This is a genomic window from Zooshikella ganghwensis (assembly GCF_018263875.1).
GTDB lineage: Bacteria > Pseudomonadota > Gammaproteobacteria > Pseudomonadales > Zooshikellaceae > Zooshikella > Zooshikella ganghwensis.
Genome location: NZ_JAEVHG010000001.1, coordinates 87,645 through 113,807 on the forward strand (window position 1 = coordinate 87,645; position 26,163 = coordinate 113,807).

19 protein-coding genes and 3 tRNA genes are annotated in these 26,163 nt (G+C 43.4%); 12 read left to right on the plus strand and 10 right to left on the minus strand.

All coding sequences use genetic code 11. The features are described from left to right. Positions 1-276 precede the first annotated feature (276 nt). The 3 genes from rluD to clpB all read left to right on the plus strand — a co-directional run bounded on the left by rluD (position 277) and on the right by clpB (position 4,935). The gene (rluD, locus tag KHS79_RS00350; RefSeq protein WP_212715689.1) at positions 277-1,239 is read left to right on the plus strand and encodes a 23S rRNA pseudouridine(1911/1915/1917) synthase RluD; all 963 of its coding nucleotides are present in this window, start codon (positions 277-279) and stop codon (positions 1,237-1,239) included. Between the two features lie 50 nt (positions 1,240-1,289). Continuing rightward, positions 1,290-2,054, plus strand: a complete 765-nt coding sequence (gene pgeF, locus KHS79_RS00355) for a peptidoglycan editing factor PgeF (protein ID WP_212715691.1) — start codon at positions 1,290-1,292, stop codon at positions 2,052-2,054. Between the two features lie 307 nt (positions 2,055-2,361). Continuing rightward, complete coding sequence (gene clpB, locus KHS79_RS00360) at positions 2,362-4,935, plus strand: ATP-dependent chaperone ClpB (RefSeq protein WP_094788416.1); 2,574 nt, start codon at positions 2,362-2,364, stop codon at positions 4,933-4,935. Between the two features lie 37 nt (positions 4,936-4,972). On the opposite strand, the gene KHS79_RS00365 is transcribed toward clpB, so the two are convergent. Beyond that, positions 4,973-5,338, minus strand: a complete 366-nt coding sequence (locus KHS79_RS00365; RefSeq protein ID WP_094788415.1) for a PilZ domain-containing protein — start codon at positions 5,336-5,338, stop codon at positions 4,973-4,975. 11 nt (positions 5,339-5,349) lie between these two features. Next, complete coding sequence (locus tag KHS79_RS00370; RefSeq protein ID WP_212715693.1) at positions 5,350-7,830, minus strand: DUF1631 domain-containing protein; 2,481 nt, start codon at positions 7,828-7,830, stop codon at positions 5,350-5,352. A gap of 414 nt (positions 7,831-8,244) precedes the next feature. Between KHS79_RS00370 and KHS79_RS00375 the strand changes: the two genes are divergently transcribed. The 3 genes from KHS79_RS00375 (at position 8,245) to KHS79_RS00385 (ending at position 8,483) form a co-directional block, all read left to right on the plus strand. Then, positions 8,245-8,320, plus strand: a tRNA-Asn gene (locus KHS79_RS00375). Between the two features lie 5 nt (positions 8,321-8,325). After that, positions 8,326-8,402, plus strand: a tRNA-Pro gene (locus tag KHS79_RS00380). A gap of 5 nt (positions 8,403-8,407) precedes the next feature. Further along, positions 8,408-8,483: transfer RNA gene (locus tag KHS79_RS00385), tRNA-Lys, on the plus strand. 209 nt (positions 8,484-8,692) lie between these two features. Here KHS79_RS00385 and KHS79_RS00390 read toward each other — a convergent pair. Together KHS79_RS00390 and KHS79_RS00395 are read right to left on the minus strand one after the other, a co-directional pair. Further along, a complete protein-coding gene (locus tag KHS79_RS00390; protein ID WP_212715695.1) occupies positions 8,693-9,016 on the minus strand; it encodes a DUF3094 family protein in 324 nt (107 codons plus the stop codon). A 106-nt stretch (positions 9,017-9,122) separates the two neighbouring features. Further along, positions 9,123-10,310, minus strand: a complete 1,188-nt coding sequence (locus KHS79_RS00395; RefSeq protein ID WP_212715697.1) for a thiolase family protein — start codon at positions 10,308-10,310, stop codon at positions 9,123-9,125. 419 nt (positions 10,311-10,729) lie between these two features. Between KHS79_RS00395 and KHS79_RS00400 the strand changes: the two genes are divergently transcribed. The 3 genes from KHS79_RS00400 (at position 10,730) to KHS79_RS00410 (ending at position 14,349) form a co-directional block, all read left to right on the plus strand. After that, positions 10,730-12,391 (plus strand): fatty acid--CoA ligase, encoded by a 1,662-nt coding sequence (locus KHS79_RS00400; RefSeq protein WP_212715699.1) that lies wholly within the window; start codon positions 10,730-10,732, stop codon positions 12,389-12,391. Between the two features lie 44 nt (positions 12,392-12,435). Continuing rightward, on the plus strand, positions 12,436-13,623 hold the full coding sequence (locus tag KHS79_RS00405; RefSeq protein WP_212715701.1) for a PleD family two-component system response regulator: 1,188 nt from the start codon (positions 12,436-12,438) through the stop codon (positions 13,621-13,623). A 129-nt stretch (positions 13,624-13,752) separates the two neighbouring features. Continuing rightward, positions 13,753-14,349 carry an OmpA family protein gene (locus KHS79_RS00410; protein ID WP_212715703.1) on the plus strand — a complete coding sequence of 199 codons (597 nt, stop codon included), beginning with the start codon at positions 13,753-13,755 and terminating at the stop codon, positions 14,347-14,349. A 37-nt stretch (positions 14,350-14,386) separates the two neighbouring features. Here KHS79_RS00410 and KHS79_RS00415 read toward each other — a convergent pair whose 3' ends face one another. From KHS79_RS00415 to KHS79_RS00430, 4 genes are all read right to left on the minus strand, one after another. Beyond that, a complete protein-coding gene (locus tag KHS79_RS00415; protein ID WP_212715705.1) occupies positions 14,387-15,307 on the minus strand; it encodes an acyltransferase in 921 nt (306 codons plus the stop codon). Positions 15,308-15,571: 264 nt separating this feature from the next. Next, the gene (gene pta, locus KHS79_RS00420) at positions 15,572-17,704 is read right to left on the minus strand and encodes a phosphate acetyltransferase (protein WP_094788410.1); all 2,133 of its coding nucleotides are present in this window, start codon (positions 17,702-17,704) and stop codon (positions 15,572-15,574) included. Positions 17,705-17,807: 103 nt separating this feature from the next. Further along, complete coding sequence (locus KHS79_RS00425) at positions 17,808-18,998, minus strand: acetate kinase (RefSeq protein ID WP_027706460.1); 1,191 nt, start codon at positions 18,996-18,998, stop codon at positions 17,808-17,810. A gap of 572 nt (positions 18,999-19,570) precedes the next feature. Then, positions 19,571-20,236 carry an arylesterase gene (locus tag KHS79_RS00430; protein ID WP_233468147.1) on the minus strand — a complete coding sequence of 222 codons (666 nt, stop codon included), beginning with the start codon at positions 20,234-20,236 and terminating at the stop codon, positions 19,571-19,573. Between KHS79_RS00430 and KHS79_RS00435 the strand changes: the two genes are divergently transcribed. Both KHS79_RS00435 and KHS79_RS00440 read left to right on the plus strand, forming a co-directional pair. Next, positions 20,235-20,915, plus strand: a complete 681-nt coding sequence (locus tag KHS79_RS00435; protein WP_212715707.1) for an ABC transporter ATP-binding protein — start codon at positions 20,235-20,237, stop codon at positions 20,913-20,915. The two genes, KHS79_RS00430 and KHS79_RS00435, sit on opposite strands and share 2 nt — an antisense overlap. Continuing rightward, positions 20,912-23,407, plus strand: coding sequence for an ABC transporter permease (locus KHS79_RS00440; protein WP_212715717.1), 2,496 nt, complete (start codon positions 20,912-20,914; stop codon positions 23,405-23,407). Before KHS79_RS00435 ends, KHS79_RS00440 begins: the two co-directional genes overlap by 4 nt. A gap of 108 nt (positions 23,408-23,515) precedes the next feature. On the opposite strand, the gene KHS79_RS00445 is transcribed toward KHS79_RS00440, so the two are convergent. Next, a complete protein-coding gene (locus KHS79_RS00445; protein ID WP_027706457.1) occupies positions 23,516-24,055 on the minus strand; it encodes a hypothetical protein in 540 nt (179 codons plus the stop codon). Positions 24,056-24,327: 272 nt separating this feature from the next. Here KHS79_RS00445 and KHS79_RS00450 point away from each other — a divergent pair, with 272 nt between their 5' ends. After that, positions 24,328-24,930, plus strand: a complete 603-nt coding sequence (locus tag KHS79_RS00450; RefSeq protein WP_027706456.1) for a Yip1 family protein — start codon at positions 24,328-24,330, stop codon at positions 24,928-24,930. A 7-nt stretch (positions 24,931-24,937) separates the two neighbouring features. Here the strand turns inward: KHS79_RS00450 and KHS79_RS00455 are convergent, their stop codons facing one another. Beyond that, positions 24,938-26,116: a glycosyltransferase gene (locus KHS79_RS00455; protein ID WP_212715719.1), complete on the minus strand. Its 1,179-nt coding sequence runs from the start codon at positions 26,114-26,116 to the stop codon at positions 24,938-24,940. Between the last annotated feature and the right edge of the window lie 47 nt (positions 26,117-26,163).

A 26,163-nucleotide genomic window follows, 5' to 3' on the forward strand; every position in this document is an offset into this window, starting at 1 on the left:
GTAATTTTCTGCTTAAGTGTTCAACCGGATCAGTGACATGAGGTTTGAACCAGTCCAAGCTTTTTTCAAAAACTTGTTTGCTGGTATCTCCCCCAGATGATGCACTAAGTTGGATAAGGCTATGATAGACTTACTGCCAGCGCTGCTGGGGCTAGCCTTATCGGTTATGCATTATTTGCTCAATGACCCACGATTAGTGTTATTTAACCACAGCAACCTATTGAATCCAAAGCATAAAAGCTACCTATTACGGTTTTGCGACATGACAGCAGGTTTATGACTGAATATACACAGCACGAAACACAGATAGAATTAGAAGCAGTAGTGCCCATGACGATGAGTGGGCAACGCTTGGATCAGATCGCAGCACACTGCTTCAGTGAGTATTCTAGATCAAGATTACAGGCTTGGATAAAGTCAGGACAACTGAAGGTGGATCAACACCAGGCTAAACCTAAAGATAAGCTGCTGGGTGGTGAAACATTAACTGTACAAGCAGCGCTGGAAGCTGAAGAGCGTTGGGTTGCAGAAGATATTCCACTGGATATCGTTTTTGAGGATGATGATCTCATTGTTCTCAATAAGCCTGCAGGATTGGTTGTGCATCCTGCGGCAGGGCATGCTCAGGGCACATTGTTGAATGCCTTATTACATCATTGTCCTGCGCTTGCCACTGTACCGCGAGCAGGCATTGTTCATCGCTTAGACAAAGATACGACAGGCCTGATGGTTGTAGCTAAAAATTTAACAGCGCACTGTGACCTCGTCGAGCAGCTTCAGGCTAGAACAGTGAGTCGTGAGTATGAGGCCTTAGTGTATGGCGCTATGACCGCTGGAGGGACTGTTGAGCAGCCCATTGGCCGTCACCCTCATGACCGCAAAAAAATGGCAGTGGTAGAAACAGGTAAGCCAGCTGTGAGCCACTATCGTGTTTTACAGCGTTTTGAGTCAGCTACGCTCGTAAAAGTGAAGTTAGAAACTGGTCGTACCCATCAGATTCGCGTACATATGAGCTATTTGCACTATCCTTTAGTGGGAGACACGCTTTATGGTGGCCGGTTACGTCTACCCAAGGGTGCTTCACCTCAGCTGCAGTCTGTGTTACACGGTTTTTCTCGACAGGCCCTTCATGCCAGACGTTTGGGGTTAATTCACCCAAGTCAAGAGGAATACTGCGAGTGGCAAGTTGATCGCCCTGCAGATTTTCAGCAATTGATCAGTGCGTTTGAGCAAGGCTAAGTGTAACACCTATCAAAAGTGCAACACCTATCAATAGAAGAGGAATAGGAATGAAGGTGGAAACCAAAGCAGAAAAGCTATGCAAGCATCGTTATTTGCTGGCAGAGTGGCCTGCACCGGCTAATGTTCATGCTTTGGTTACTACACGGGTATCAGGTAACAGTTTACCGCCTTATGGCTACTTTAATTTGGCATTACATGTTGGGGATAATGAAGACCGTGTTGCTGAAAACCGTAAACTTTTAATGGAAGACTGGGCGCTTTCCCAGCCTATACAGTGGTTGAAGCAAGAGCATGGCGTGGAAGTGATTAATGCCTGTAATGATGGCAAGGAACGTACAGCTGATGCTGTGATTATAACGGAGCCTAACCTTGCGGGTGCCGTGTTAACGGCAGACTGCCTGCCAGTTTTTGTCACTAACCTGAGTGGAAGCAAAGTAGCTGTTATTCATGCGGGTTGGCGAGGAATGGCTGAAGGTGTTATTGAAAATACCATTCATATTCTAGAGGAACCCCCCGAGCAACTTATGGTCTGGTTGGGACCTGCCATTAGTCAGCAGCAGTATGAGGTTGGTGAAGAGGTCATGCAGGCCTTTGCAGGTCACCAGGATACAAACCGTTGCTTTCAACCAAGTCAGCGTAAAGGGCACTGGTTTGCTGATTTATATGAATTAGCACGAATACGCTTGTATTCTCTGGGAATAGAAGCGATCTATGGTGGAAATTTGTGTACCTTTAGCCAGCCTGAATACTTTTATTCATATCGACGAGAAAACCAAACAGGTCGCATGGCTAGCGTTATTTGGTTTGCTTAGGCAACGCTCTTTAAGTTGCTGATTTTTAGTAATCTCCTATCGAAGGTCATTGGGTTTAACCTGCTGGCCTTGAATCCCCCTCTCTGAACTCCATATTAGTAAACAAGTAGATTCTGTCCGGAGAAGAAGGACAGTCACAGGTAGTTAATAGCTTCTCCTTTTCAGAATTCCAACGCCAAGTACCGTATTAATTGGCAAAGGAGTAAATGGTCTGACTCCTAACAATCAATAAAAAAGAGAGTTCAGGGCATACTCACCATCGCTTGGCAGGTTTATCAACAGTTTGCTAAAGATAGGGTGAACGAAGATGAGAATTGACCGACTGACTGCAAAACTCCAGGAAGCGATTGCTGATGCTCAGTCTCTAGCCGTAGGTAAAGACCATAACTACATAGAACCATTGCACCTTATGGTGGCTCTGCTTGAGCAGCAGGGTGGCTCCGTAAAGCCTTTATTAATGCAGGTTGGGTTCAACCTCCAACAACTGCGTCAGGACTTAGATTTAGCGCTGAGTCGCTTGCCTACCTTGAAGACCCCTGATGGTAATGTGCAAATGTCACCAGATCTGGGACGTTTACTTAACATGGCCGATAAGCAGGCCCAGCAGCAAGGTGACCAGTTTATTTCCAGTGAAACCTTATTGTTGGCTGTCATGGAAGATAAAGGAGCGTTAGGTGAGTTATTACGTCGGCAGGGTATCAGTAAGCAGGCATTACAAAACGCTATTGCTAACCTGCGCGGTGGTGAGTCGATTAACGACCCTAATGCTGAAGAGCATCGTCAGGCATTAGACAAGTACACAATTGATTTAACGGCAAGAGCTGAAAAAAGTCAGTTAGACCCTGTTATTGGTCGAGATGATGAAATTCGTCGCACAGTTCAGGTTTTGCAGCGCAGGACTAAAAATAACCCAGTGTTGATTGGGGAGCCAGGGGTGGGTAAGACTGCAATCGTTGAAGGTCTTGCGCAACGTATTATTAATGGTGAAGTCCCAGATGGCTTAAAAGATAAGCGGATTTTAGCCTTAGACATGGGGGCGTTGATTGCTGGAGCAAAATTTCGTGGTGATTTTGAAGAGCGCCTAAAAGCTGTGCTGAATGAGCTTTCCAAGCAGGAAGGGCGCATCATTCTGTTTATTGATGAGTTGCATACCATGGTTGGTGCTGGCAAAGCTGAAGGTGCTATGGATGCAGGCAATATGCTTAAGCCTGCGCTTGCCAGGGGGGAGCTACATTGTGTTGGTGCTACCACGCTTGATGAGTACCGCCAGTATATTGAGAAAGATGCTGCGTTAGAACGACGTTTTCAGAAAGTATTGGTTGATGAGCCTAGTGAAGAGGACACCATAGCCATTTTACGTGGTTTGAAAGAACGTTATGAAGTACACCATGGGGTTAATATTACTGACTCAGCAATTATTGCAGCTGCGAAACTCTCTCATCGTTATATAACTGATCGGCAGCTACCTGATAAGGCAATTGACCTAATTGATGAAGCAGCTAGTCGGATTCGGATGGAGATGGACTCCAAGCCGGAATCTATGGATAAGCTTGAGCGTCGTTTAATCCAATTAAAAATTGAGCAAGAGGCACTCAAAAAAGAAGAAGACCAGGCTTCTCGTAAGCGGTTGGAAAAGTTAGAAGGTGACATTGAACGTCTTGAGCGAGAATTCGCTGACCTTGAAGAAGTCTGGAAGGCTGAAAAAGCAGCTTTGCAAGGCTCACAAAAGGTTAAAGAAGATTTGGAGCGTGCTAGGACTGAACTGGACGCAGCAAGGCGTAGTGGGGATTTAACCCGGATGTCTGAGTTGCAGTATGGACGCATTCCTGAGCTGGAGAAAAAGCTTGATTTAGCAGGCCAGGCAGAGATGAGTTCAATGAAGCTGCTGCGCAACAAAGTCAGTGAAGAAGAAATCGCTGAAGTGGTTTCCAAGTGGACGGGTATTCCTGTGGCCAAAATGCTGGAGGGGGAGCGGGATAAACTGTTACGTATGGAGTCAGCTCTGCATCGCCGTGTTGTGGGGCAGGAAGAGGCCGTACGAGCGGTGTCCAATGCAGTACGACGCTCACGGGCAGGGCTTGCTGATCCTAACCGACCTAACGGTTCGTTTATGTTCCTGGGGCCAACAGGTGTCGGTAAAACAGAATTATGTAAGGCGCTGGCTGAGTTTCTATTTGATACTGAAGAAGCCATGGTGCGCATTGATATGTCAGAGTTTATGGAGAAACACTCTGTAGCGCGCTTAGTGGGGGCACCTCCTGGTTATGTTGGTTATGAAGAAGGTGGCTACCTCACTGAGGCTGTTAGAAGAAAACCTTACTCTTTGATTCTGTTGGATGAGGTGGAAAAGGCGCATCCTGATGTCTTTAATATTTTGCTTCAGGTCCTGGAAGATGGCCGGCTAACAGATAGTCATGGACGTACCGTTGACTTCAAAAATTCGGTTGTCGTGATGACATCTAACTTAGGTTCGGATGTGTTACAACGGATTGATGAGCAGGATTTTAAAAAGGTAAAAAATACCTTGATGGATATTGTAGCAACCCACTTTAGGCCAGAATTTGTTAATAGGATTGATGAGCTTGTGGTTTTCCATCCATTGGCCGCAGAGCAGATTAAAGGCATTGCGGAAATTCAGATCAACCTTTTGAAGCGTCGTCTCGCTGACTTGGATTTAAACATTCAGGTCAGTAGTGAGGTGATGAGTAAATTAGTTGAAGTAGGGTTTGATCCTGTTTATGGGGCTCGTCCTCTAAAACGTGCTATACAACGCTGGCTTGAGAACCCTTTGGCTCAATATATTTTGGGGGGGCAGTTTGCGCCAGGAAGTACGATAGTTGCCTACTTGGCGGATGATGAGATTAGCTTTCGCCAGGAGTAAGCAGTTTCTAAGTCAGTTAAATTAGGGCTTTGCTGATTTAGCTATTGGACTCACTGGTTTGATAAGCTTCGCTGTGAGCATCAATAAACTGCTCTAAAGCACTTTGAGCTGATTCGCTAATATCAATGATATGAAACCCCGCCCAAAATAGGGTGGGGGCATTGCTGGGGGTGGCCCATAAGCATTCAACGCCTAAATTAAGAGTGCGTTCTTCTTTAGGGACATCGGTTAGATGTAGGCGGCATTGAAAAATGCGGCTTGGTGAAATGGACTGTGTGGTGAGCAGCATAAATCCGCTGTACGACAGGTCTACTAATGAGCCAAGCTTATGCTCAGTGTGAACATCGTATACCTCAAGCGGTTGTGCAATGGATATACGCTGTTCTTTGCGCCGATCATTCATACCCTAAGCCTTCATTCTTTGGATTTTTTGGGACGGGAAAGCCGCTTTAAAAAAGAGTGAATCTTTTCTAATGCACGATCCATTAACGGAGTTTTGGCGGGTAATGTATAAAAGTCCGCTTTATTACTTTGAAAGTCTTCAACCAGCTCACTCAGTGTTTTAACCATGGTCTTGTGCCCAGAGCTATCAACAAACATGTAGTGAAAGGTTGTATTGCTGTACCAGGACAGCTTTAGCCTTATCCAATCATCTTGCACCTTAAATGAAAACCAGGTGCCGTAGTCAATCTTGCTTAACTTCTCTTTGAGCGATAGTGACTGCTCTATCGCTTCAACGGCTTCAGGATCAGAGATGTCATCTGATGTGTCTTGAGGAGCTACTGCGGCTGAGCTGGTTTTTGCTTCTTCGTGCTTAGTAATATCTTCTTCTTTTTCCTGAGCGGACTTAGTAGCAGTTGAAGGCGGTGAGTGTATTACTTCTTCCTCAATAGCATTTAGTGCTGCACGCTGACAGCTGACCAGCGGGCGCATGGCTTCTTTTATATAGCTTTCCTGGTGGCCGCCTAAAGCAAGAATAAACTGTCGCAATTCATTAATCAGATGGGGTTGAGACTGCCGAAGTAAGTTTTTATCTCCTGGTGTTAACTTGGGTGAGATACTCCACAAAAGCTCATGAGCCAAGTCTTGAGCTTTTTGCCACTCACTATGCTTGTCATCTTTTCGCAGGTAGTGAAACACTAATACCTCATGCCATAGCGAGAATAAAAAGTGGTGAATAGGTTGAGGTACTTTGAACTTGAAGCTGGCTATAGCCTGCTGAATAACTTGCTTGGCTTCTTCTTTAGCTGCCTGTAGACGATCATGTCCTTTTTCAGCTTCAACCGTTCGCCGTTCGATGATTTCTGCTTGTCGCTCCAGTTGTTTAATAAACTGGTCAAACTCTTGGAAAAGTAACTCGAAAAACTCAATGTCAGTATTGAATTCATTAAGTATTGTACGGACAGTAAACTGAATTTTGTCGATAACTCCATGGCTATCTTCATTGTTTTCCACCCAGTCTATGGCAGCTTGCGCCATAGTGTTGAGAAGTCGCCTGGCAGGATGAGTGTGCAGGGTAAAAAGGGCCTTATCCATTAATGCAAGCTTGAGATAGGGGGTGTGCAGGTGGCTGAGGATGACTTTGGCTTTATCTGGAAGGGTTTGTTCATCAAGAATAAAGTCAAAGAGCATACCTACCAAGTCAATAATATCTGCATCATTGGAAGCGATAGGTTGCGCATGCTCATGGCCTTGGCTAAGTGTTGCAACAAGCTCTTCCTTTAGCTCATTAACAACTTGCTCTTTTGGAAATGGTTCAGTTAGCGGCCGCTGAGCATGGTTTTGCAGAGTGTTAAGGGCGTCAACGACATCTGTTGTTGAATAGTCTGGAGTATTATTGTCAACATCAGCATTAAACTGATGAATGCTTCGAAATGGACGATTTACAGCTGAGCCTGTTGCAAGCTGCGGTGTGCTTAGTCCGTCAACGGGGTGGGAGGTGCCACTAAAAATATCGCGATAGTCAGCTAACAGGTCATGAATGGCATTGAATAAGGTGGCGGCTTTTTGAGAGGGATCAGCGGTGCTCTCACTGTAACCAGGCTCACTGTCTGCTGTTGTCTGTGGTGAAGTTGGTGCAGAGACCTTTGTAGTTAATGGTGCGCTCTCTGTTTCGGCCTGTTTGGCTGTCGGTTGATTTTGTGGCTGAGAAGAGCTTTGACCACGAGATGTAATGGTTGATTTAACTTTGCTGTACCGAATGTTCGGTAAGATGTCTGCCTCAATTAATCGGTCATTAAGTGCCTCATAAACAGTAGCTAGCTCACTCATAACGTATAACTCAAATAGCTCAAATAAAGCCTTTTTAATACGCTTATTAAGTGCTACGACGCTAATAGCTTTTGCAAAACACTCTGCAATGCTCACTGGGGCAAATGGGATTTTTTCAATAGGCAGTCGCTCAGCTTTTAGCAATAAAGCAAAACGTTGGCTGAGGCTATATAAAGCTTCGTTATTTTTGGCTACTGCTCGACTGGCAATGCTTGTCAGCAGGACAGTTTGCTCAAATTCCTCTTGCTGCACGAGGTTGAGCTGGTCTGCGGTAATATCTTCAAATCCATTACTGTTTTGGTTTTGAGGTCCATAAAGGTGGTTTTCAAAGTGTTGTGCTAGATGTTGATGAAAAGCTCGCTCAATAGAAGCTCTTTGCATGCGAAGCTCTCGCATGGCATCAAAGAAGATGGTTTGGATGCTGTTGGTTTCTGCCTGGTCTGCTGCAGCAAAGAAAGCATCATCAATATTGTTGAACAGGTTGGTCAGCATTTCTGCTGTATGATTCATCGTGATTTGACGGCAACTTTGCAGTAATTTTTCAAATCGAGGCTCAATTTGCCTGCGCGGGCCTTTTTGTTTAGAGGCTAAATCGACGATCTTGTTATTTTCAGGCTTTGTCATATCTGTCCTTGCGCTCTGGGAGTCCCGAAAACATCGACAACAGGTTGCATAGTCCTGCTAAAAATTGGGTTTGCTTTGTTCTGGTGAGAGTAGATCACGGATAATCTGCTCGGTCGTGGTTTGGTGAATAGATCAACTCATCAGCTCTGGTTTTTGAACACATTACCTTGAGTATAGTTGGCAAACAATTTTTGGGTGTGGATTGATAGGATGAGCCACTTTTACTCTAATTAAACCAAAATTGTTTAGGCTGGTATTGCTTGCAGCGGCTTTATACGAAATTGTTTAAAATATGTCTAGCTACAAAAGAGTTAGCTAATTTTGCTATAAAAGGGGTTGACAGTTTCTACCAGTACGGTATCATGCGCGCCACCAACGTTGAGGGAGACAGCAAAAACCTCAGCGTTGAGTCGGTCCCCGATAGCTCAGTTGGTAGAGCAAATGACTGTTAATCATTGGGTCGCTGGTTCGAGTCCAGCTCGGGGAGCCAAATCACGGGGTATAGCGCAGTCTGGTAGCGCGCCTGCTTTGGGAGCAGGATGTCGGGAGTTCGAATCTCTCTACCCCGACCATCTTTGGGTCGTTAGCTCAGTCGGTAGAGCAGTTGGCTTTTAACCAATTGGTCGCAGGTTCGAATCCTGCACGACCCACCATCATTAAAGACCTCTCTTTTATATCAACCATACCTTACTTAAAATCCTTAAATTTAAAATCTTTCCACTTGCCTCTGATCTAAGCAAATAGCGGCTCTGCAGCTTAATCTATTTTGACCTAGCCTATACCCAAAAAGAAGGGTTTTTAGGGGCGGCCGTCAAATGATGAAGACCCAGGAGATTATATTAATAAGTGACTGGGGTGGCAGTTAAATGCTCATGCATAAACTGCATTTCCACCATCCTTGGTGGTCAAGAGCGATGACAACAAACCCTGAAAATGATTCGTAAAGGGTATATCCGCCAAAAAGCTGACTCATAAAGTAATTACCTAACTCACGACTGATTACCCCCAGCCCAATAATAATCAGCATAAGCCAGCCAAGTAACTTTAATGGCTTAAAGGGTGATCGTTCGATTTGGTGGACAGGTGAACTTAAGTACTCATTTACACGGGCGAGGTCTTCAGTAGAGAGTGATTTTGAGCTGGGCGACTGGTCATGTTTATTTTTGCTTGGGGTTGCTGCAGACATAGCCTTAATGTGCTCCATGCATTTTACGGTTCAGTTTAATCAACATGTAAAACCTGCTTATCCTGAAGCTGGCTTTACATGTCGTATTTGATAGTCAGTTATTTTTTTATGAAATCCGCTCAATGGCTACTGCTGTGGCCTCACCTCCACCAATGCATAGAGAAGCAATGCCACGTTTCAAATTATAATGCTCAAGCGCATACATGAGCGTAATCAAAATTCTGGAGCCTGTTGAGCCAACAGGATGGCCCTGAGCACATGCACCACCGTGAATATTGACTTTCTCATGAGGTAAATCTAAGGCTTGCATGGCAAACATGGTGACCATGGCAAAAGCTTCATTGATCTCAAATAAATCGACATCATCTTTTTGCCACTGAGCTTTATCCAGAACTTTTTTAATGGCGCCAACAGGGGCTGTTGTAAAGGTCGATGGATGTTGTGAGTGGGTGCTATGAGCAATAATACGGGCTTTGGGAGTCAAACCACGCTGTACAGCTTCTGACTCAGACATTAACACAATGGCTGATGCACCATCCGAGATAGAGCTGGAGTTTGCGGCAGTAATAGAGCCATTCTGAGCGAATGCTGGCTTCAAGGAAGGGATTTTCTCAATATTTGCCTGACCCGGCTGCTCATCGGTTTGAACGAGGGTTGTTTGTTTACGCGTTTGTACAGGAACAGGAACAATTTCAGCGTCGAGCTTATTGGTTTGAATTGCATCATTGGCACGTTGCAATGAGTTAATAGCAAATTGATCCATGGCTTCTCGACTAATTTCATGTTCATCTGCCGTATGTTGTGCAAACCAACCCATGAGCTTGCCAGTCTCTGCATCCTCAAGCCCATCAGTAAACATGTGATCTAGCACCTGTTGATGTCCCATTCGATAACCTTGTCTGGCTTTTTCAAGAAGGAAAGGTGCATTACTCATACTTTCCATGCCGCCAGCTAGCATGATGGTATTCGTACCCGCCTTAATTAAGTCATGGGCAAGCATGACTGCTTTCATACCTGAGCCGCATAACTTGTTAATCGTTGTACAGCCTGTACTTACAGGAATGCCTGCTTGGAGACTAGCTTGGCGAGCAGGACCTTGCTTCAGACCAGCAGGTAACACACAACCCATGATAACTTCTTGAATATCTGTGGGTGACAAAGCACTTCTTTGAATGGCCTCTTTGACAGCAATAGCAGCTAAATCAACAGCCGACAGTGTTTTAAATGCACCTTGAAAGCTGCCCATGGGAGTGCGGGCGCCATCAACCAGAACAACTGCATCCTTATTTTGCATGAGCTTACCTGTTCATATTAGAAAATTTGTTATTAGATTTATTCTTCTGCAATACCCTTTGCTTAGAGGGTAAGGGGATGATTATTACGTTTTGTAGTGAGATTTTAACTGTTTTTAAAGGGGAAATACTACGTAATAACTGACTGGTAAGTTTTGGAAATGTTAATGACTTTTTTGTCTTAAAGATTGCTTTTTGCACTTAGCTACATGCACGATCAATGTCGTATATTTATTCTGTTAAGAGTATAAACGTTAGTGTGGTGTATAGAATGACTAGGAGTTTATATAAAGCAGTAACTCGACGGTCAGTTTATGTGCATTTAAGCTTTATTAATAAGCTTTACAACTTCGTGATCACAGTGTCGAAGGCTTTATGATGTATTTAAGTCGTTAATATGACACGTTAAGGATGACAATTCATGCTAAAAACAAAAATTGTTAAACCCACTGCCAGTGCGTACGAATATCCTCTTTTAATTAAGCAGATTTTACTCTCTGGTCTGCGTTATGAGCCTCAGCAGGAAATAGTCTATCGTGATTTATTTCGTTATACCTACGGCGAGCTTTATGAGCGTATCTGTCGTTTAGCAAATGCCTTAACAAAAGCGGGAGTGAGACCTGGAGATACTGTAGCAGTTTTAGAGTGGGACTCTCATCGTTACCTTGAGTGTATGTTTGCGATTCCCATGATCGGTGCCATTATCCATACGGTAAATATTCGCTTATCTCCCGAGCAGATTTTATACACAATGAATCATGCCGATGATAAGTTAGTGCTAGTTCATGATGACTTTGTACCGTTAATGGCACAAATAAAAGACAAGTTAAATACGGTTGAAGGATTCTGGCTATTAACAGACAAGCCATCTGAAAGTAAGCATGATAACTTGTCTTCGCAAGGCGTTTCATTTCAGGGAGAGTACGAAGCGCTTTTGGCTGAAAGTGAGACTACCTATAATTTCCCTGACTTTGATGAGCACTCTGTAGCTACTACTTTTTATACAACAGGTACTACCGGAAATCCCAAGGGAGTTTATTTTACCCACAGACAAATTGTTCTGCATACCTTGGTGATTTCTTTATCATTAGGCAGTTTAGCGGGCCAGCCATTGATGAACTCTGGCGACACTTATATGCCTATCACACCCATGTTTCATGTTCATGCTTGGGGAGTGCCCTATGCAGCAACAATGATGGGCACGAAGCAAGTTTATCCTGGACGCTATGAGCCTGATTTGCTGATTAAATTACAACAGCAAGAAAAAGTTAGCTTTTCTCATTGTGTACCCACAATTGTAAATATGCTTTTAAACTCAGAGGCTGCAAAGCAGGCAGACTTATCTGGTTGGCGTATTTTAATTGGAGGTTCGGCTTTAACGAAAGGGTTGACTGTTGCTGCCAGAGAAAAAGGCGTTATTTTGACAGGGGCTTATGGTTTATCAGAGACATGTCCGTTGCTATCAGTTGCTTATTTAAACGAAAAGCTAAGAAATTTGCCTGAGGATGAGCAAATTGATTTTAGAATTAAAACTGGTATACCTGCACCTTTGGTGGAGTTGGCAATTGTTGATGAAGAGGGTAATGATTTAGCCCATGATGGTCAGCAAGTAGGTGAAATAGTGTGTCGGGCGCCTTGGCTCACTCAAGGTTATTTAAAAGAAGAAAAAGGAAGTGAGGCATTATGGCGTGATGGTTGGCTTCATACTGGTGATGTGGCAACCATTGATGCACTTGGTTTTATTCAAATTACTGACCGAATTAAAGATGTCATAAAGACTGGTGGAGAGTGGATTTCTTCACTGACCCTGGAAAACTTAATCAGTCAGCACCCGGGTGTATCTGAAGTTGCTGTTATTGGTTTACCTCATCCTGAGTGGGGGGAAAGACCATGTGCTTTGATTGTATTAAAAGATAAGCAAACAAAGGGTGAAGATATACAGATACACTTACAGCAATTTGTAGCACAAGGGAAGATTCATAAGTGGGCGATTCCTGAAGTAATAGAGTTCGTTGATGCTATTCCTAAAACCAGTGTAGGAAAAATTGATAAGAAAAAAATACGTGCAGAAAAAATCCAGTAAGCGCTATTTTTTACTGGTTGGCTCAGTAGCACAAGGAGTGTGCTATGCAATTAGAGTATAAAGTCGCTGTTTTTGATGAGTCACCTGCAACAGCATGGGTTGGAAGAGTTGAGCGTTTTTTTCATGTGCTTAAGCTCAACTCTGTGGATGAAATGCAACATGCGGCGAGTAGTGAGTCAGTAAAGTTAATTGTTATTTTCCCCATTGAGTCGATGGCTACAGCATTATCGATGTGTCAGCATTTATATGAGAATGGCCTGACTGAAGGGACCTCTATTGTGCTGGTGGCTTACGAAAAAGACCTTGAGTTTCGTATGCATGCTTATGAAATGGGGTGTAATGATGTTATTCATGTTGCTATGGGAGATAATGAATTACATGCTAGGCTGACTAAAGAAATCTACCACACCATTGCTAATCAGCAGCTGAAAAAGCGCCTAAAACTTTCCCTAAGACAGCAGCTAACAAGTATCGATAATTTACCTCAGGGTGTGTCTTATGACTTTGTTCAGGACTGTTTCAGCAGTGAAAATCTCGATCAGTTAGGGCAATGTTTGCTTACTCAGCTGGAAAGCTTCGATATTGCCGCAAGTGTTCAGTTGCGGGCTCAGTTCGGCAAAAAAACCATGGAAGCACATGGTATGACGAAAGCCTTTGAAACACACTTGTTGGATAAGTTATGTAAACAGGGTGCCTGGCATGTATTTGGTCGACGTTGTGTATTCAATACTGAGCGAGTATCGCTCTTATTAAAAAAAGCACCGGACTTTTCTGGGAAAGAGGTTGATGCATTCAGGCAATGGTTAAGTGTTCATGTTGCTATTGTCGAACAGAAAATCCAACAGCTGGATATGAGTATGGCATTGCAAGCTGAGCGTGCTTTTATCAATATTTTTATTGCTAGGGTGCAGCGTTTTATACAAAAAGTAGAAGATGGCTATCAAGCCTCCCTTAGAGAGGTTGCTGATTTATTTGATAATTTATCGTTGCAACTGGGTGATGTTGTGCATGGTAAATCATATCCTGCGTCCTCGGAAACAATAGACCAGGTATGGGCTGAGACAAATAAACAACTACAAAGTGTTTTCCAGCAAAGTATTTATATCGAAAATGAGTTTGAACGTTTAGTTTACAAGTTAAACGCTGTTATTAATGGACAAGAGAGTGAAAGCAGAGCTAGCTTGCTGAAAGATATTATCGATAATGAACTAGAGTCTGTTAACACTATTTGACTCACTGTTGGGAGGCTAATTTTCAAGCCAACGATACGAGAGGTAAAAATGAAGCACTAGCCTTTAACGCTGTGTTTCATAGTAAGTGAAGGAGCATACTATAAAAAGCCAAATTAGGTGGGGGAAATAATGAGGCAGTTACAGGAATATGCGCGAGTCGGGCTGATCATTGCTTTATTGGGTGGGGGTGTTGTGGGATGCCAAAAGTTAGTTGATGGCGACTGGTTTAAGGAACCATTCGCTAAGCAAACGGCAAAGGTTGATGCGAACAAAAACTATTCTGCTAAAGATAATTTTTATATTGACCGGCAAGAAGAGTCTTTGCGTCAAGCATTAGAAAAAACAAAAGTAAGTGTTTCTCGCGATTTAGATCATTTAGTATTGATAATGCCTGAGGAGGCGAGTTTTGCTATCAATGCTACACATATCCGCCAGGACTTTAGCAAAGTACTTAATGCATTAGCAAATGTTTTAGCGGAGTTTGATCAGAATACGGTTGAAATTATTGGACATACTGACAATACAGGTGACTATCAATTTAATCAGCGATTATCCCGAGAGCGAGCAAGAGAGGTAGCTTATCATCTTACACAAAGAGGTATTGCAGCTTCTCGTGTCACTTTTTATGGTATGGGACCTGATAGTCCAATAGCCAGTAATGATACTTCATCTGGCCGTATGATGAATCGTCGAGTTGAAATTAATATCAAACCCCCGAAACATTAAATGGTGATATAGCTGCCGTTAAAGCAGCTATATTTTTTTAGGGGTTATTGTGTGATCTTTGAGTGTATTGCTGCTGCATATCCGCTAGCAATTTATCCTTTTTTTGCCAAAGATCACTTACCCAAAACTGGAATTGCTCCCGAAACACCGGGTCATTGAGATAATCTTTGTTTTTAAACTCGTTAGGGATTTCTGTTTGCTCAATTTTAATAACCACATTACGAAATTTTCCACATAAAAAGTCCCAATAAGAGCGGTACTGAGCAGGGTAATAAATCGTAATATTCAGCATACTCTTTAGCTGATCACCCATGGCGCCTAATACAAAGCCAATACCTCCTGCCTTGGGCTTCAGTAGAAACTGATAAGGTGACTGTTGGTCCCGGTGTTTATGTGGTGTAAAGCGGGTTCCTTCTAAAAAATTAAAAATGGCAACGGGTGTGTTTCGGAATTTCTCGCAGGCTTTTCTTGTTGTTTCTAAATCTTGACCTTTTTTTTCTGGGTATTTTTCAAGGTAGTCTCTGCTATAGCGCTTCATAAATGGAAAATCTAAAGCCCACCAGCATAACCCAATAAAAGGTACCCATATCAACTCTTGCTTGAGGAAAAACTTAAGCATAGGAATACGTCGGTTGAGTATATGCTGCAAAATTGTAATATCAGCCCAAGACTGATGGTTACTTGTAACTAAATACCAGCCCTCTTTCTGGAGCTGCTCAAGACCCTCAATATGCCACTTTGGCTTTTGGGTAAGGTGAATCCAGCCGCTATTAATGGTCATCCATAATTCAGCAATACGAATAGAGACTTTAGCGCACCATGCCCGCCACCCTTGAATAGGAATAATCAGCTTTAAAAAAGTGATAATAAATAATGGCCAACACAAAGTCAGCGTATTAAGCACCAGCAGTAATCCTGCAACGCATCCACGAACTGTTGATGGTAAAAAATACAGCATGTGTTTTCGTCTCTTTTTTTATGATTTCCTTGGTAGCTGGTTTTTAGTGTTTATTATGTGCTCTATCCAAAGCAATAAGAGAGTATTATCACTAAAAGCAGCAGCTTACGATGGATTTTAATAAAAGTGCAATATGAGTACGATGAGTAACGCGGAGTTTGACAGGTTTAGGAAAGGATTTCATCTTGTTTAAATAAGATGGCAATTAAGGTAGAACTAAAGAAAGAGGAGCGTATACCTTGAACAAGGCACACGCTGTTTGGGTTAATTACTTTCTGCTTTTCTTGCAGCAGCTTCGCGCTGTACTTGTTCCGCCTGGATTGCGGTCAAAGCAATTGTAAAGACGATATCATCAACCAGAGCACCACGGGATAGGTCGTTTACAGGTTTGTTTAACCCCTGCAGCATAGGACCTACACTGATTACATCTGCACTACGTTGCACAGCTTTATAGGTGGTATTTCCAGTATTAAGATCAGGGAAAATAAAGACGGTTGCTTTACCTGCCACAGGGCTATCAGGAGCTTTTTTATTAGCAACACTTTCGATAGCAGCAGCATCGTACTGCAAGGGACCATCAATCAAAAGGTGAGGGCGCTTGCTACGCGCAATCTCTGTGGCTTTTCTTACTTTCTCTACTTCACTGCCAGAGCCTGAAGAACCTGTACTGTAGCTGATCATGGCAACCCTTGGCTCAATACCAAAGACTTTCGCTGACTCAGCACTTTGAATAGCGATATCAGCCAGGTCTTCTGCTGTAGGCTCAGGATTTACTGCACAGTCACCATAGACCAGTACCTGATCAGGTAGCAGCATAAAGAAAACTGAAGAGACTAGCTTGGCATCGGGTTTGGTTTTAACCAGCTGGAAAGCAGGGCGAATGGTGTTCGCAGTGGTATGCACAGCACCGGATACCAGTCCATCAACTTCATCCATAGCCAACATCATAGTGCCTAATACCACGTTATCTTCCAGTTGTGCTTCAGCCATAGGAGCATTCAGGCCCTTGTGCTTCCGCAGTTCAACCATTGGCTGGATATAGCGTCCACGGACGGCCTCAGGGTCCATAATAATGACTGTCTCAGGTAACTCAACACCGTGGTTTGCTGCAACCTGATAGATTTCTTCCCGGTTACCCAAAAGGATACACTGGGCAATGCCTCGGTCATGGCAAATTGCAGCGGCTTGAATTGTTCTGGGTTCATTACCTTCTGGCAGCACGACTCTTTTCTTCGCTTCGTTAGCGCGCTTGGTGAGCTGATAACGAAATGCTGCAGGAGACATCCGAGTTTCAATAGCTGTACCACAGCGTTCTTTTAACCACTCAGCATTGAGGTGATCAGCCACAAAGTTCATGACCTGTTCCATACGGTCATAATCGTCAAGAGGTACCTCAGTATTCATTTGAGTCAGTGCTGCAGCTGTGTTGAAAGAGTCTAAGCCTGTAAGCAATACAGGTAAGCCACTCTCATGAATAGCTTTTTTACACAGCTCAAAAATCCGAGGATCGGGTTCGATACCATTGGTCAGCATTAAGCCTGCCAAAGGGACGCCATTCGATGCGGCCATACTGGAGGCAAGAATCACATCATCACGATCACCAGGGGTAATGATCAACTTACCAGGCTTAAGGTGGTGGCTCATATTGGCCGCAGTTCGTGCACATAGCACTTTAGAGGTGACTCTTCGAGAGGTGATGTCCCCTTCGTAGATAATTTTGGTGTCCAGTAATTCAGCAATATCTTTGGTGCGCGGAGAAGACAACGCCTCATCCCAAGGAACTGCACCAATAGGGGCAAACTCTTTGCGGTTAAAGGCGGCAAGTTTTCGTAGCTCTATGGGCTTACCAGGGCAAATTTTCTTATAGTCGGCGTTTGGAACCTTGTTAAGAATGTAACCCAGTAGCTTGTTGTTACCAATACCACCAAAATTCTCAGCCGCAATTTCTAAGCGGTTTGCTGTTTCTTCCAGTGTGCTTTCATTGCATGAAGCAACCAAAATGACTTCTGCACCAATTGCTTTTGCAATTTCGCGGTTTAAGTGAGTGACATAAGGAGCACTTCGAGTGGGAACTAAGCCTTCAATGACAACCACATCAGCATCTTTAGCGCTTTGATCAAACAGCTCAATGATACGGTCCAGTAACTTATCTTTTTGATTATCACCCAGCAAATCTTCCACTTCACTCAGTGAAATCGGAGTGGGTGGATTTAGCCCCATGTGTTGCTGAATGACATGTGTTGAACGTTCTGGGCCTCGATCTGAGATGTGAAGCTGCCCAATAGGCTTAAAAAAATGAACCCGCAGGCCGACGTTATCAAAGGCACGGACCAGCCCCATAGATACGGATGTGAGTCCGACTCCAGCACTTGTGGGTGCAAGAAAAAAAGTATGCATACAGTTAATCCTTCTACAGCAACTGTATATACCCCCAGCAAACTGTGAACATAGCAAACAAAAGCTATGACAAATATGAGCTTGCTGCGGCTATATCTTCAAATTAACAGCCTGCAAGTTGAGCTGCGTCACGAGCAATCATGAGTTCTTCATTGGTATTGATGACCAAGGCAACAGGGCTATCTGCAGTAGTAATAATGCCTTTGTTATTTTTACCGTTGTTTGCATTGGCATCAGCATCAAGTTGAAAGCCAAAAATACGCAGTTGTTGTAAAACCTTAGCACGTATTACGCGAGAGTTTTCACCAATACCACCTGTAAAGATTAGGGCATCAATATGGTCCAGTGAGCTGGCAAGGCCACTCAAGGATTTAGCCAGCACATAGCTGAATACATCTATTGCCAGTGTTGCCTGTTCGTGACCCTGCTCCATAGCTTCTTCAAGTGTACGACAATCATTACTGAGTTCAGATAGACCAAGTAATCCACTTTCTTTGTTAAGTAATGTGGTAATACGGTCAATATCATAGCCAAGCTGTTGATGAAGGAAGTTGAAAATATTGGCATCAATATTCCCACAGCGCGTGCCCATGACCAGCCCTTCTAATGGCGTTAGGCCCATCGTCGTATCTACTGATTGGCCATGATATATGGCAGCAGCACTGCAACCATTACCTAAGTGAGCACATAAAATATTGCTTTCATTTACAGGAATATTAAGGCGCTGGCAGGCTTCCCCTGTGACAAAGCGGTAGCTGGTACCATGGAAACCATAACGGCGGACATGATGGTCGCGATAGAGAGAATGAGGAATAGCATAGAGGTAAGCCTGAGGAGGCATAGTTTGGTGGAACGAAGTGTCGAATACAGCAGCTTGAGGCAAGTTTGGAAAATACTTTTGAGTAATTCTAATGCCCAGTAAATGTGCTGGGTTGTGAAGAGGTGCAAGCCCTTTACAGTCTTCAATGGCTTGTACTACATCATCATTGATGAGGGTAGAAGCTTTGAAGTGCTCACCGCCATGTACAACACGGTGGCCAATAGCGGCAAGGGTTTCTGTCAGTTGTTGCTCTTCCAGTAAGTGGAGAATTTTCTGGCAGACAATATCGTGATCTGCATTAGGCATATCGTAAATGGTTTTTTCACCATCTTGCTTCCAAATGATACGTGCTTCAGGCTGGCTTAAACGCTCAGCTAAACCACTGACATATTCATGTTCATTTTGGGGGTTGATGACTGCAAACTTGATTGAGGAACTGCCTGAATTGATGACAAGAATATTTTGCTTACTCATAGTTACCTTCACAACTGCTAAAGCTAGAGTTTGACAGGCCTTACACACTGACTAGGTCACCTATGTCTGCGGGTGTCAGAGGCTGAGGGCTGCTGGAGACAATCATTCACACAAGTCTGGAAGCTTACTGGTGTGCTTACCTATAAAAGCGTGATGTGAGACGCTATTGTTTGATCGCCCGGATCAATTTACCCCAAGTCAGTATAGTGCTGAATGAGGGTTGATGACGGATGATTATGGACTTGTAGCGATTATGCAGGGAAGTGTAACCGGAAAAACAATATCGGGTATACGTAAAGCTACGGAAAAACACGTATTAATTGATCTGAGTGGGAGGTTGTTGAACAGATTGAATTAGCAGTATGTTTTGGAAAATGATTCACTTGCTTTATAAACTTTTCAGTTATGTAAATTTGTTAAAATTACTACAATTAAACACACTTTTCGTAAGTTTTCTGTTCTGGTAAACCTTGAGCAGGTTGCACTTAAATACTCTCTTAAATTGAAGAGGAAAATGATAGCTGAATACGTTTGCCATTCAGCTGTTTATAAAACAGGCTACAGGTATTTCATTATTGAGTGGCGCTCTCTTCAATCGTTAACTGTTGTTTAATCAATGGGGCCAGTACAGTCCATACATTTTTCAAAATAATAGGCTGAGCTGCCTGGTTGGGGTGCAAACCATCAGCCTGGATAAACTCTGGATTTCCTGCAACACCTTCTAGAAAGAAAGGCATTAGTGGAATGTTTTGTTCTTGGCTGAGGGTGGAAAAAAGCTGACTAAATGCTGTTGTGTAGGGCTTGCCGTAGTTGGGCGGGATATGCATCGTGAAGAGTACTGGTAAGGCACCTTGCTGTTTACAGAGCAGAATCATTTGTCGAAGGTTTTGCTCAAGAAGCTTTAAAGGAAGCCCTTGTAGGCCATCATTAGCTCCGAGTTCAATCAGTACGATAGTTGGCGTATATTTAGCAAGTGCAGAGGGTAGGCGGCGTAATGCGCCAGCGGATGTTTCTCCGCTAATGCTTATATTAGCTACTGATAAAGGAATATCGTGAGCTTTAAGTCGTTCTGCCAGTTGGTTGACCCAGCCAGCGGCTGGATCTAAACCATAACCAGCACTCAGGCTATCACCTACGACTAAAAGGGTTTTAGCGAATACATTTTGCGTTAAGCTGAGTGTCAAAGTCATCAGAATAACTCGAACTGTCTGTTGCCAATACGAAAGAAGGAATTCCATGTCGATACCCAGTGCTGTAGCGGCGAAAAATATCGGTAAGCATGTTACAACCCCCGATGGAGTACTCACTATATTGGAGGGTATTAGCTTTGAGATCAAGCAGGGGGAGTCTGTCTCTGTTGTTGGCGCCTCAGGTTCTGGCAAGTCGACCTTGTTAGGTTTATTAGCTGGTCTGGATACACCCAGTCAGGGAGACATCATGTTGAATGGTGAAGTCATTAGCTCTCTTGGGGAAGATGAGCGAGCCAAGCTTCGTGGTGAAAAAGTAGGTTTTGTCTTTCAGTCATTTCACTTAATTCCTGCGCTGACAGCACTGGAAAATGTTATGTTGCCTTTGGAACTTGCTGGACATCCTTCTCCTGAAACGGAAGCTAAATCTCTTATGGTGCGTGTAGGGTTAGACCATCGTTTGCAGCACTATCCCAAGCAGCTTTCTGGCGGTGAGCAGCAGCGCGTTGCTATTGCTCGAGCCTTCGTCAATCGTCCTCCTATTTTATTTGCGGATGAGCCAACTGGTAACTTAGATACGCATACGGGTGAGCGTATTATTGAATTATTGTTTCAGCTGAATGAAGAGGAAAATACGACACTTATTTTGGTAACCCATGACATGCAGCTAGCTAGTGCTTGTCAAAGACAACTTCACATAGATGCTGGACAGTTGGTAGCTGCATCATGAAACGAGTACTGCTAAGTATACGTCTGTTATTGCGTGATATTCGTTCAGGTGAGCTTAATGTCATTATTGCCGCATTATTAGTGGCTATTGCCACAGTAGTTGCCATAAACAGCATTACGGAGCGCTTGGAAAAAGTCATGAGTCGTCAGGCCACTGAGTTGCTTGGGGCTGACTTGGTGTTACGCAGTGCTTATCCTGCGCAAGATTCACTATTGGCTGAAGTAAAGACTTTACCTCTAAAGCATGCTGAGACAGTCACTTTTCCAAGTGTGGTCGTTGCCAATAACAATTTTCAGCTGGCGGCTATAAAAGCTGTGAGTGAGGGGTATCCTCTGCGCGGTGAGTTAAGGGTTGGACAGCAGGTTTATGGGCCTGGTCAAAAAACTCAGGCAGTCCCTGCAGAAGGAGAGGTATGGCTTGAGCCGCGGCTGTTTGGGTTGCTCAATATTAAGCTTGGAGAGACTTTAACGATAGGAGATGCAAACTTTAAAGTGACCCAGGTACTCACTTATGAGTCAGATAGAAGTGGTGACTTTTATACATTGTCTCCTCGAGTCTTGCTTAATCTCAAGTCGCTGCCTGCAACGAAAGTCATTCAACCAGGGAGTCGAGTAGCTTACTTTTATTTGTTTAGTGGCTTACCAGAGACTATTGAGCAGCTAAAAACACGACTTACATCCAAATTACAGCCCAGTCAGCGCTTGTTGGATGTTAAAGCCAATCGACCAGCATTAAGTAATGCTTTAGAACGAGCAGAGCGATATTTAAGGCTGGCTGGCCTGATTGCATTAGCGCTTGCGGGTGTTGCCATTGCGGTTGGTGTGCAACGTTATGCACAGCGACACTATGATGCGGTTGCGATTATGCGAGCTGTAGGGTACACCCAGGCTGCTGTGTTGCAGTTACATATGCTGCAACTGGTGTGCTTGGTCTGTGGAACTTGGCTTATTGGCTCAATTTTAGGGTTAGCAATACATCATGGCGTTATTTTAATTTTAGGGGAATTGCTGCCTCCATCACTTCCCCCAGTAGGCTGGCAGCCATGGGGTATTGGTTTGCTTGCTGGTTTAGGCGTTATGCTAGGTTTTGCGTTACCCAGCTTATTGCAGCTAAAGCAGGTTCCTCCCTTGCGTGTGCTACGAAGAGATTTATTGCCACCGTCAATTCGAAGTCAGTTGTGGTATGGTATTGCAGTACTCACATTAGGCCTTTTGATGTGGTGGATCACTCAGGACTGGGTTTTGGCCATAGTCATTTTAGTCGCTATGTTAGGTTCTGGATTAGTACTGAGCATGGTATTACTGGCGTTGATCAGGCTTCTGCTCAAGCGTTTGCAACGTGAAAAACTACCACTGTTATTACGCTTTGCCAGCCGTCGTTTGTTACGACATCTGAGGTTTGTAGTGGGGCAAGTGCTTGCGTTGGGTTTAACTCTGATGGTAATGGCGCTCATATTCTTGTTACGAACTGATTTGTTGAGCGATTGGCAGAAGCAACTTCCTGTTGAAACACCAAACTACTTTGCAATGAATATAATGTCTGATCAGGTCCCTGAGCTATTACAGCAATTAACTCAGGGGAACGTCAGTCGCTCAGCTGTTTACCCCATTATCCGGGGAAGATTGCAAGAACTTAATCAAGTGCCTATCAAACAAGCTGTGACAAAAGAAGCACAAGATAATAACGCCCTTCGACGTGAACTTAATTTTACATGGTCAGATGAGTTACCGGCTGATAATAAACTAGTTGCAGGACAGTGGTGGACGAAGGAGGTAAGTTCAGAAGAAGTTTCCATTGAGTCGCAGCTGGCTAAAAAATTAGGCATAAAGCTTGGTGATCAATTGCTGTTTAATATCACGGGGCAGACATTCACGGTAAAAGTGACCAGCATTCGTGAAGTTAACTGGGAATCATTTAAACCGAACTTTTATTTTATTTTTCCTAAAAAAGTATTAGATGAATATGCTGCAACTAACTTATTGAGTTTTTATCTGCCACCCGGACAAGAGCACTTTATTATTGACTTGATTAAGCAATTTCCTAGCGTGACGCTATTGGATATTGATTTAGTCATACGACAGGTTCGGCAGATTTTAACGCAAGTAACGCTAGCCATTGAGTGTGTACTGGGGTTTGTGTTGGCAGCTGCGCTGGCGGTGTTAGCTGCTGCGATTGCGTCAAGTCGTGATGAACGGCTTCAAGAAGCGGTTATTCTTCGAGCATTAGGCGCAGAGACAGCCCGTATTCGACGCACAATTATTACAGAGTTTGCACTGTTAGGTGCACTGGCTGGTACTTTGGCGGTAGTTGGGCTCGAATTAACTACTTGGTTTTTATACGAGCAAGTCTTTAATTTAGATTTTAGCTTTCACCTGCTGTATTGGTTTGTATTACCTATTAGTGGTACATGCTTAATTGGTGCTATAGGTTGGCTAACCACTCGTCAAGTGACCACAGCCTCACCAATGAAGCTGTTGACAAATAGCCCGTAAGGCTTTTTAACTGTCAAAGTAGAACATGTTCTATAAAAGTAGTACATGTTCTTAAGTGCCTTAGGGCATATATTGGTCATTAGTGTCTTTTTGTAAGTAAAAGCCCTTTTAAAAGTCATGACGGACTAGTTCGCCACCATTAAAAGGGTTGCTGATAGTAGAGGTAGAACCTACATATTGAGCATTATGCTGTTGTTGCACTATTTGTTTAACAGTTACTAATTGGTTAGGCTCAATATCAACTAGCAGTAAAAAGCTCCCTTTTTTCAAATGGTGGTGGTAAGGCGCTATTCGATAATTGTCATGTGCAGCGCCTATCATACCTCCAACCCAAGTGGAAAATGCGGTTAAAAGCCCGATAACAAAGATGATTAGGGCTAGATGCTCACTGGCTTCAGGGAAAAACAATAGCAGCCCATTACCTGCAGTGAGTCCTACTAGCAAGCCTATCAGTAGGCCGCGTTGGCCACAGTGAATAATATCCAGCTCTTGCCAAAAACTACTGTCATTAAGTCCGTGAAACTGGATAAGGGAGTGATCTTTATGTACAACATGGATGTTATTCTCTTTTACTCCTGACTTGTAAAGTTGTTGGGTAAGTTGATTGACGGTTTTAATGTTGTTGGTAAGGATATGAAGCTGTCTCATAGCGCACCTCCTTTTACCTTTTACAATAGTTTATATTTGTATAAGTTTTCATGGTTTTTTAATACAAAATTAGCATTAAGAAAAATTCGTAAGTTTCGGTTTGCTATAGAAAACTTTGATAAAACGTTATTTATTATTAGGTTAGATGTTTAGGTGGTAGTGAATTGTGTTTTATCACAAGGTGCTAAAGGCATAGTATCTTGTATAACTTGAAAAGCTAAAGTTACACCTTTAGTGCTATAGATTAAGCAAATGTAAGGGAGAGATTTGCGATGGTACTTAATCATGTTTGGGGTTTATTCACACATCCCCGTGAAGAATGGGTGGATATTCGCAAGGAAACACTGGTAAACAAACACCGCTATTTGTCTCATGTGTTAATTTTGGCTGCTGTACCAGCGATTAGCTCGTATGTTGGCGCAACCTGGACAGGTTGGTCTATTGGTGAGTTGGATTCTGCTAAATTAACAGCGGGTAGCGCTTTGTTGATGTCTTTAATGTCTTATCTAGCGATTATTGTTGCGGTTTTTATTATGGGGGCCTTTATTCACTGGATGGCAAAAACCTATGGTACTGACCCTAGCTTAATAAAGTGTATTATTTTTACAGCTTATGTTGGTACACCACTTTATTTAGTGGGTATTGTCGGTATTTATCCTTCGATTCCAATTACTATGACCGCGATAATTATCGCCATTGGGTATACTGCATATTTATTATACATAGGTATTCCCAGGGTGATGGAAATACCGCCAGAGCGAGGCTTCTTGTTTTCTACATCAGTGGTGTGTGTGGGCCTTGTCTTGTTGGTATCAATGAAAGTAGTTACTGCTATTTTTTGGGGAATTGGCATTGGCCCTGTCTACAGCTTTTAACTCATTCTTACAGCGGGGATGGCTGTATTTGTGTTTTGGAAGTATAAGGTGCAGGTGAGAGCAGCAAATGGATGAACTGCTGTGTCACATACTGCCAGTCCTGACGTAATGCCGTATAGCGGGCATTACGTTTAATAGAGGCGATTTTATCCGGTCGGTCACATAGTGCTAATACCCGATCAATAAAGGTTTCTTCATCAACCCAGCCGCCATTTAAAGAAATTGACAGGCCTGATACATGGTTTTGTACATGTTGAGCCACTGCGCCTCGTTTAAATCCAACGACAACAACACCACTTGCCATTGCCTCTATAACAGTATTGCCCAGTAATCCTTGTTTATTGGGCTGTAGTAATATGTCGGCAGACGCATATATTTTTGGCAGTTGGCTGGCAGGAACATGGTTTATATAGGTGATGCCAGGAAAACGGTGTTTTAAATGCTCGGCTTGTTTGCCACTGCCAATACATAACATTTTATGCTGTTTGCTAGGAAAGTGATCTTTGATAATGCGAAATGTGCGTAGAGCAAGTTCAGCATTATGAGCTTGATCCAATGGACCTGTATATAAAAAAACTAGATCATGACGGCCTGCTTGCCACTGCTGTCGAAGTTCAGTACTGCGGTAGCAGGGGGCAAAACGTTTGCTGTCAACTCCGTGACTAAGAATGGCTAAACGCTTCAGGCGTAATGATTGAAATTGTCGAGCATGATGGATTGAGTTAACCAGTGAATATTTGCTCTTGCTGTTAAACCAAGGCAAAACCAAGTGATTTGCAATATGTTTTACACAATTAAAGTGAGAGGGTATTGTCAAATCAAAAAAACCTGTCACTGTTTGGATGGCTAGCCGAGAAGCTAAACGTGTTACCTGCCAGCCCATAAAGCTGGGTGAGGAAATATATACGGCGTCTGGTGGGTTTTGTGCCCAATAGTCAGCAAGCCATGCAATAGGGGAAAGTGATAGTTTTTTTTTGCTGGATGCCATCATGTGTGAAGGTGTTACACAGATTAATCCAGGATGATATCGATGGTCTTCTTCTTGAGTGTGTGGGCATATTAGTTGTACTTGTAACCCATGATGGAGCATGCCATCAATCAAGTGGCGCAGCATCGTATTATGTGCCTGATTAAATAGAACAGGCGTATTAGCGACAATGGCAATGGTGGTTGGCTTGTGGGTCATAGGGAAGCTGCTAGTCAAATTACCAGAGACTATGCATCTTCACCATG

What these genes read in the sequence shown, in the direction of transcription:
- rluD (WP_212715689.1), top strand. Translation starts at nt 277, where the DNA reads ATGACTGAATATACACAGCACGAAACACAGATAGAATTAGAAGCAGTA.
- pgeF (WP_212715691.1), top strand. Translation starts at nt 1,290, where the DNA reads ATGAAGGTGGAAACCAAAGCAGAAAAGCTATGCAAGCATCGTTATTTG.
- clpB (WP_094788416.1), top strand. Translation starts at nt 2,362, where the DNA reads ATGAGAATTGACCGACTGACTGCAAAACTCCAGGAAGCGATTGCTGAT.
- KHS79_RS00365 (WP_094788415.1), bottom strand. Translation starts at nt 5,338, where the DNA reads ATGAATGATCGGCGCAAAGAACAGCGTATATCCATTGCACAACCGCTT.
- KHS79_RS00370 (WP_212715693.1), bottom strand. Translation starts at nt 7,830, where the DNA reads ATGACAAAGCCTGAAAATAACAAGATCGTCGATTTAGCCTCTAAACAA.
- KHS79_RS00390 (WP_212715695.1), bottom strand. Translation starts at nt 9,016, where the DNA reads ATGTCTGCAGCAACCCCAAGCAAAAATAAACATGACCAGTCGCCCAGC.
- KHS79_RS00395 (WP_212715697.1), bottom strand. Translation starts at nt 10,310, where the DNA reads ATGCAAAATAAGGATGCAGTTGTTCTGGTTGATGGCGCCCGCACTCCC.
- KHS79_RS00400 (WP_212715699.1), top strand. Translation starts at nt 10,730, where the DNA reads ATGCTAAAAACAAAAATTGTTAAACCCACTGCCAGTGCGTACGAATAT.
- KHS79_RS00405 (WP_212715701.1), top strand. Translation starts at nt 12,436, where the DNA reads ATGCAATTAGAGTATAAAGTCGCTGTTTTTGATGAGTCACCTGCAACA.
- KHS79_RS00410 (WP_212715703.1), top strand. Translation starts at nt 13,753, where the DNA reads ATGAGGCAGTTACAGGAATATGCGCGAGTCGGGCTGATCATTGCTTTA.
- KHS79_RS00415 (WP_212715705.1), bottom strand. Translation starts at nt 15,307, where the DNA reads ATGCTGTATTTTTTACCATCAACAGTTCGTGGATGCGTTGCAGGATTA.
- pta (WP_094788410.1), bottom strand. Translation starts at nt 17,704, where the DNA reads ATGCATACTTTTTTTCTTGCACCCACAAGTGCTGGAGTCGGACTCACA.
- KHS79_RS00425 (WP_027706460.1), bottom strand. Translation starts at nt 18,998, where the DNA reads ATGAGTAAGCAAAATATTCTTGTCATCAATTCAGGCAGTTCCTCAATC.
- KHS79_RS00435 (WP_212715707.1), top strand. Translation starts at nt 20,235, where the DNA reads ATGTCGATACCCAGTGCTGTAGCGGCGAAAAATATCGGTAAGCATGTT.
- KHS79_RS00430 (WP_233468147.1), bottom strand. Translation starts at nt 20,236, where the DNA reads ATGGAATTCCTTCTTTCGTATTGGCAACAGACAGTTCGAGTTATTCTG.
- KHS79_RS00440 (WP_212715717.1), top strand. Translation starts at nt 20,912, where the DNA reads ATGAAACGAGTACTGCTAAGTATACGTCTGTTATTGCGTGATATTCGT.
- KHS79_RS00445 (WP_027706457.1), bottom strand. Translation starts at nt 24,055, where the DNA reads ATGAGACAGCTTCATATCCTTACCAACAACATTAAAACCGTCAATCAA.
- KHS79_RS00450 (WP_027706456.1), top strand. Translation starts at nt 24,328, where the DNA reads ATGGTACTTAATCATGTTTGGGGTTTATTCACACATCCCCGTGAAGAA.
- KHS79_RS00455 (WP_212715719.1), bottom strand. Translation starts at nt 26,116, where the DNA reads ATGACCCACAAGCCAACCACCATTGCCATTGTCGCTAATACGCCTGTT.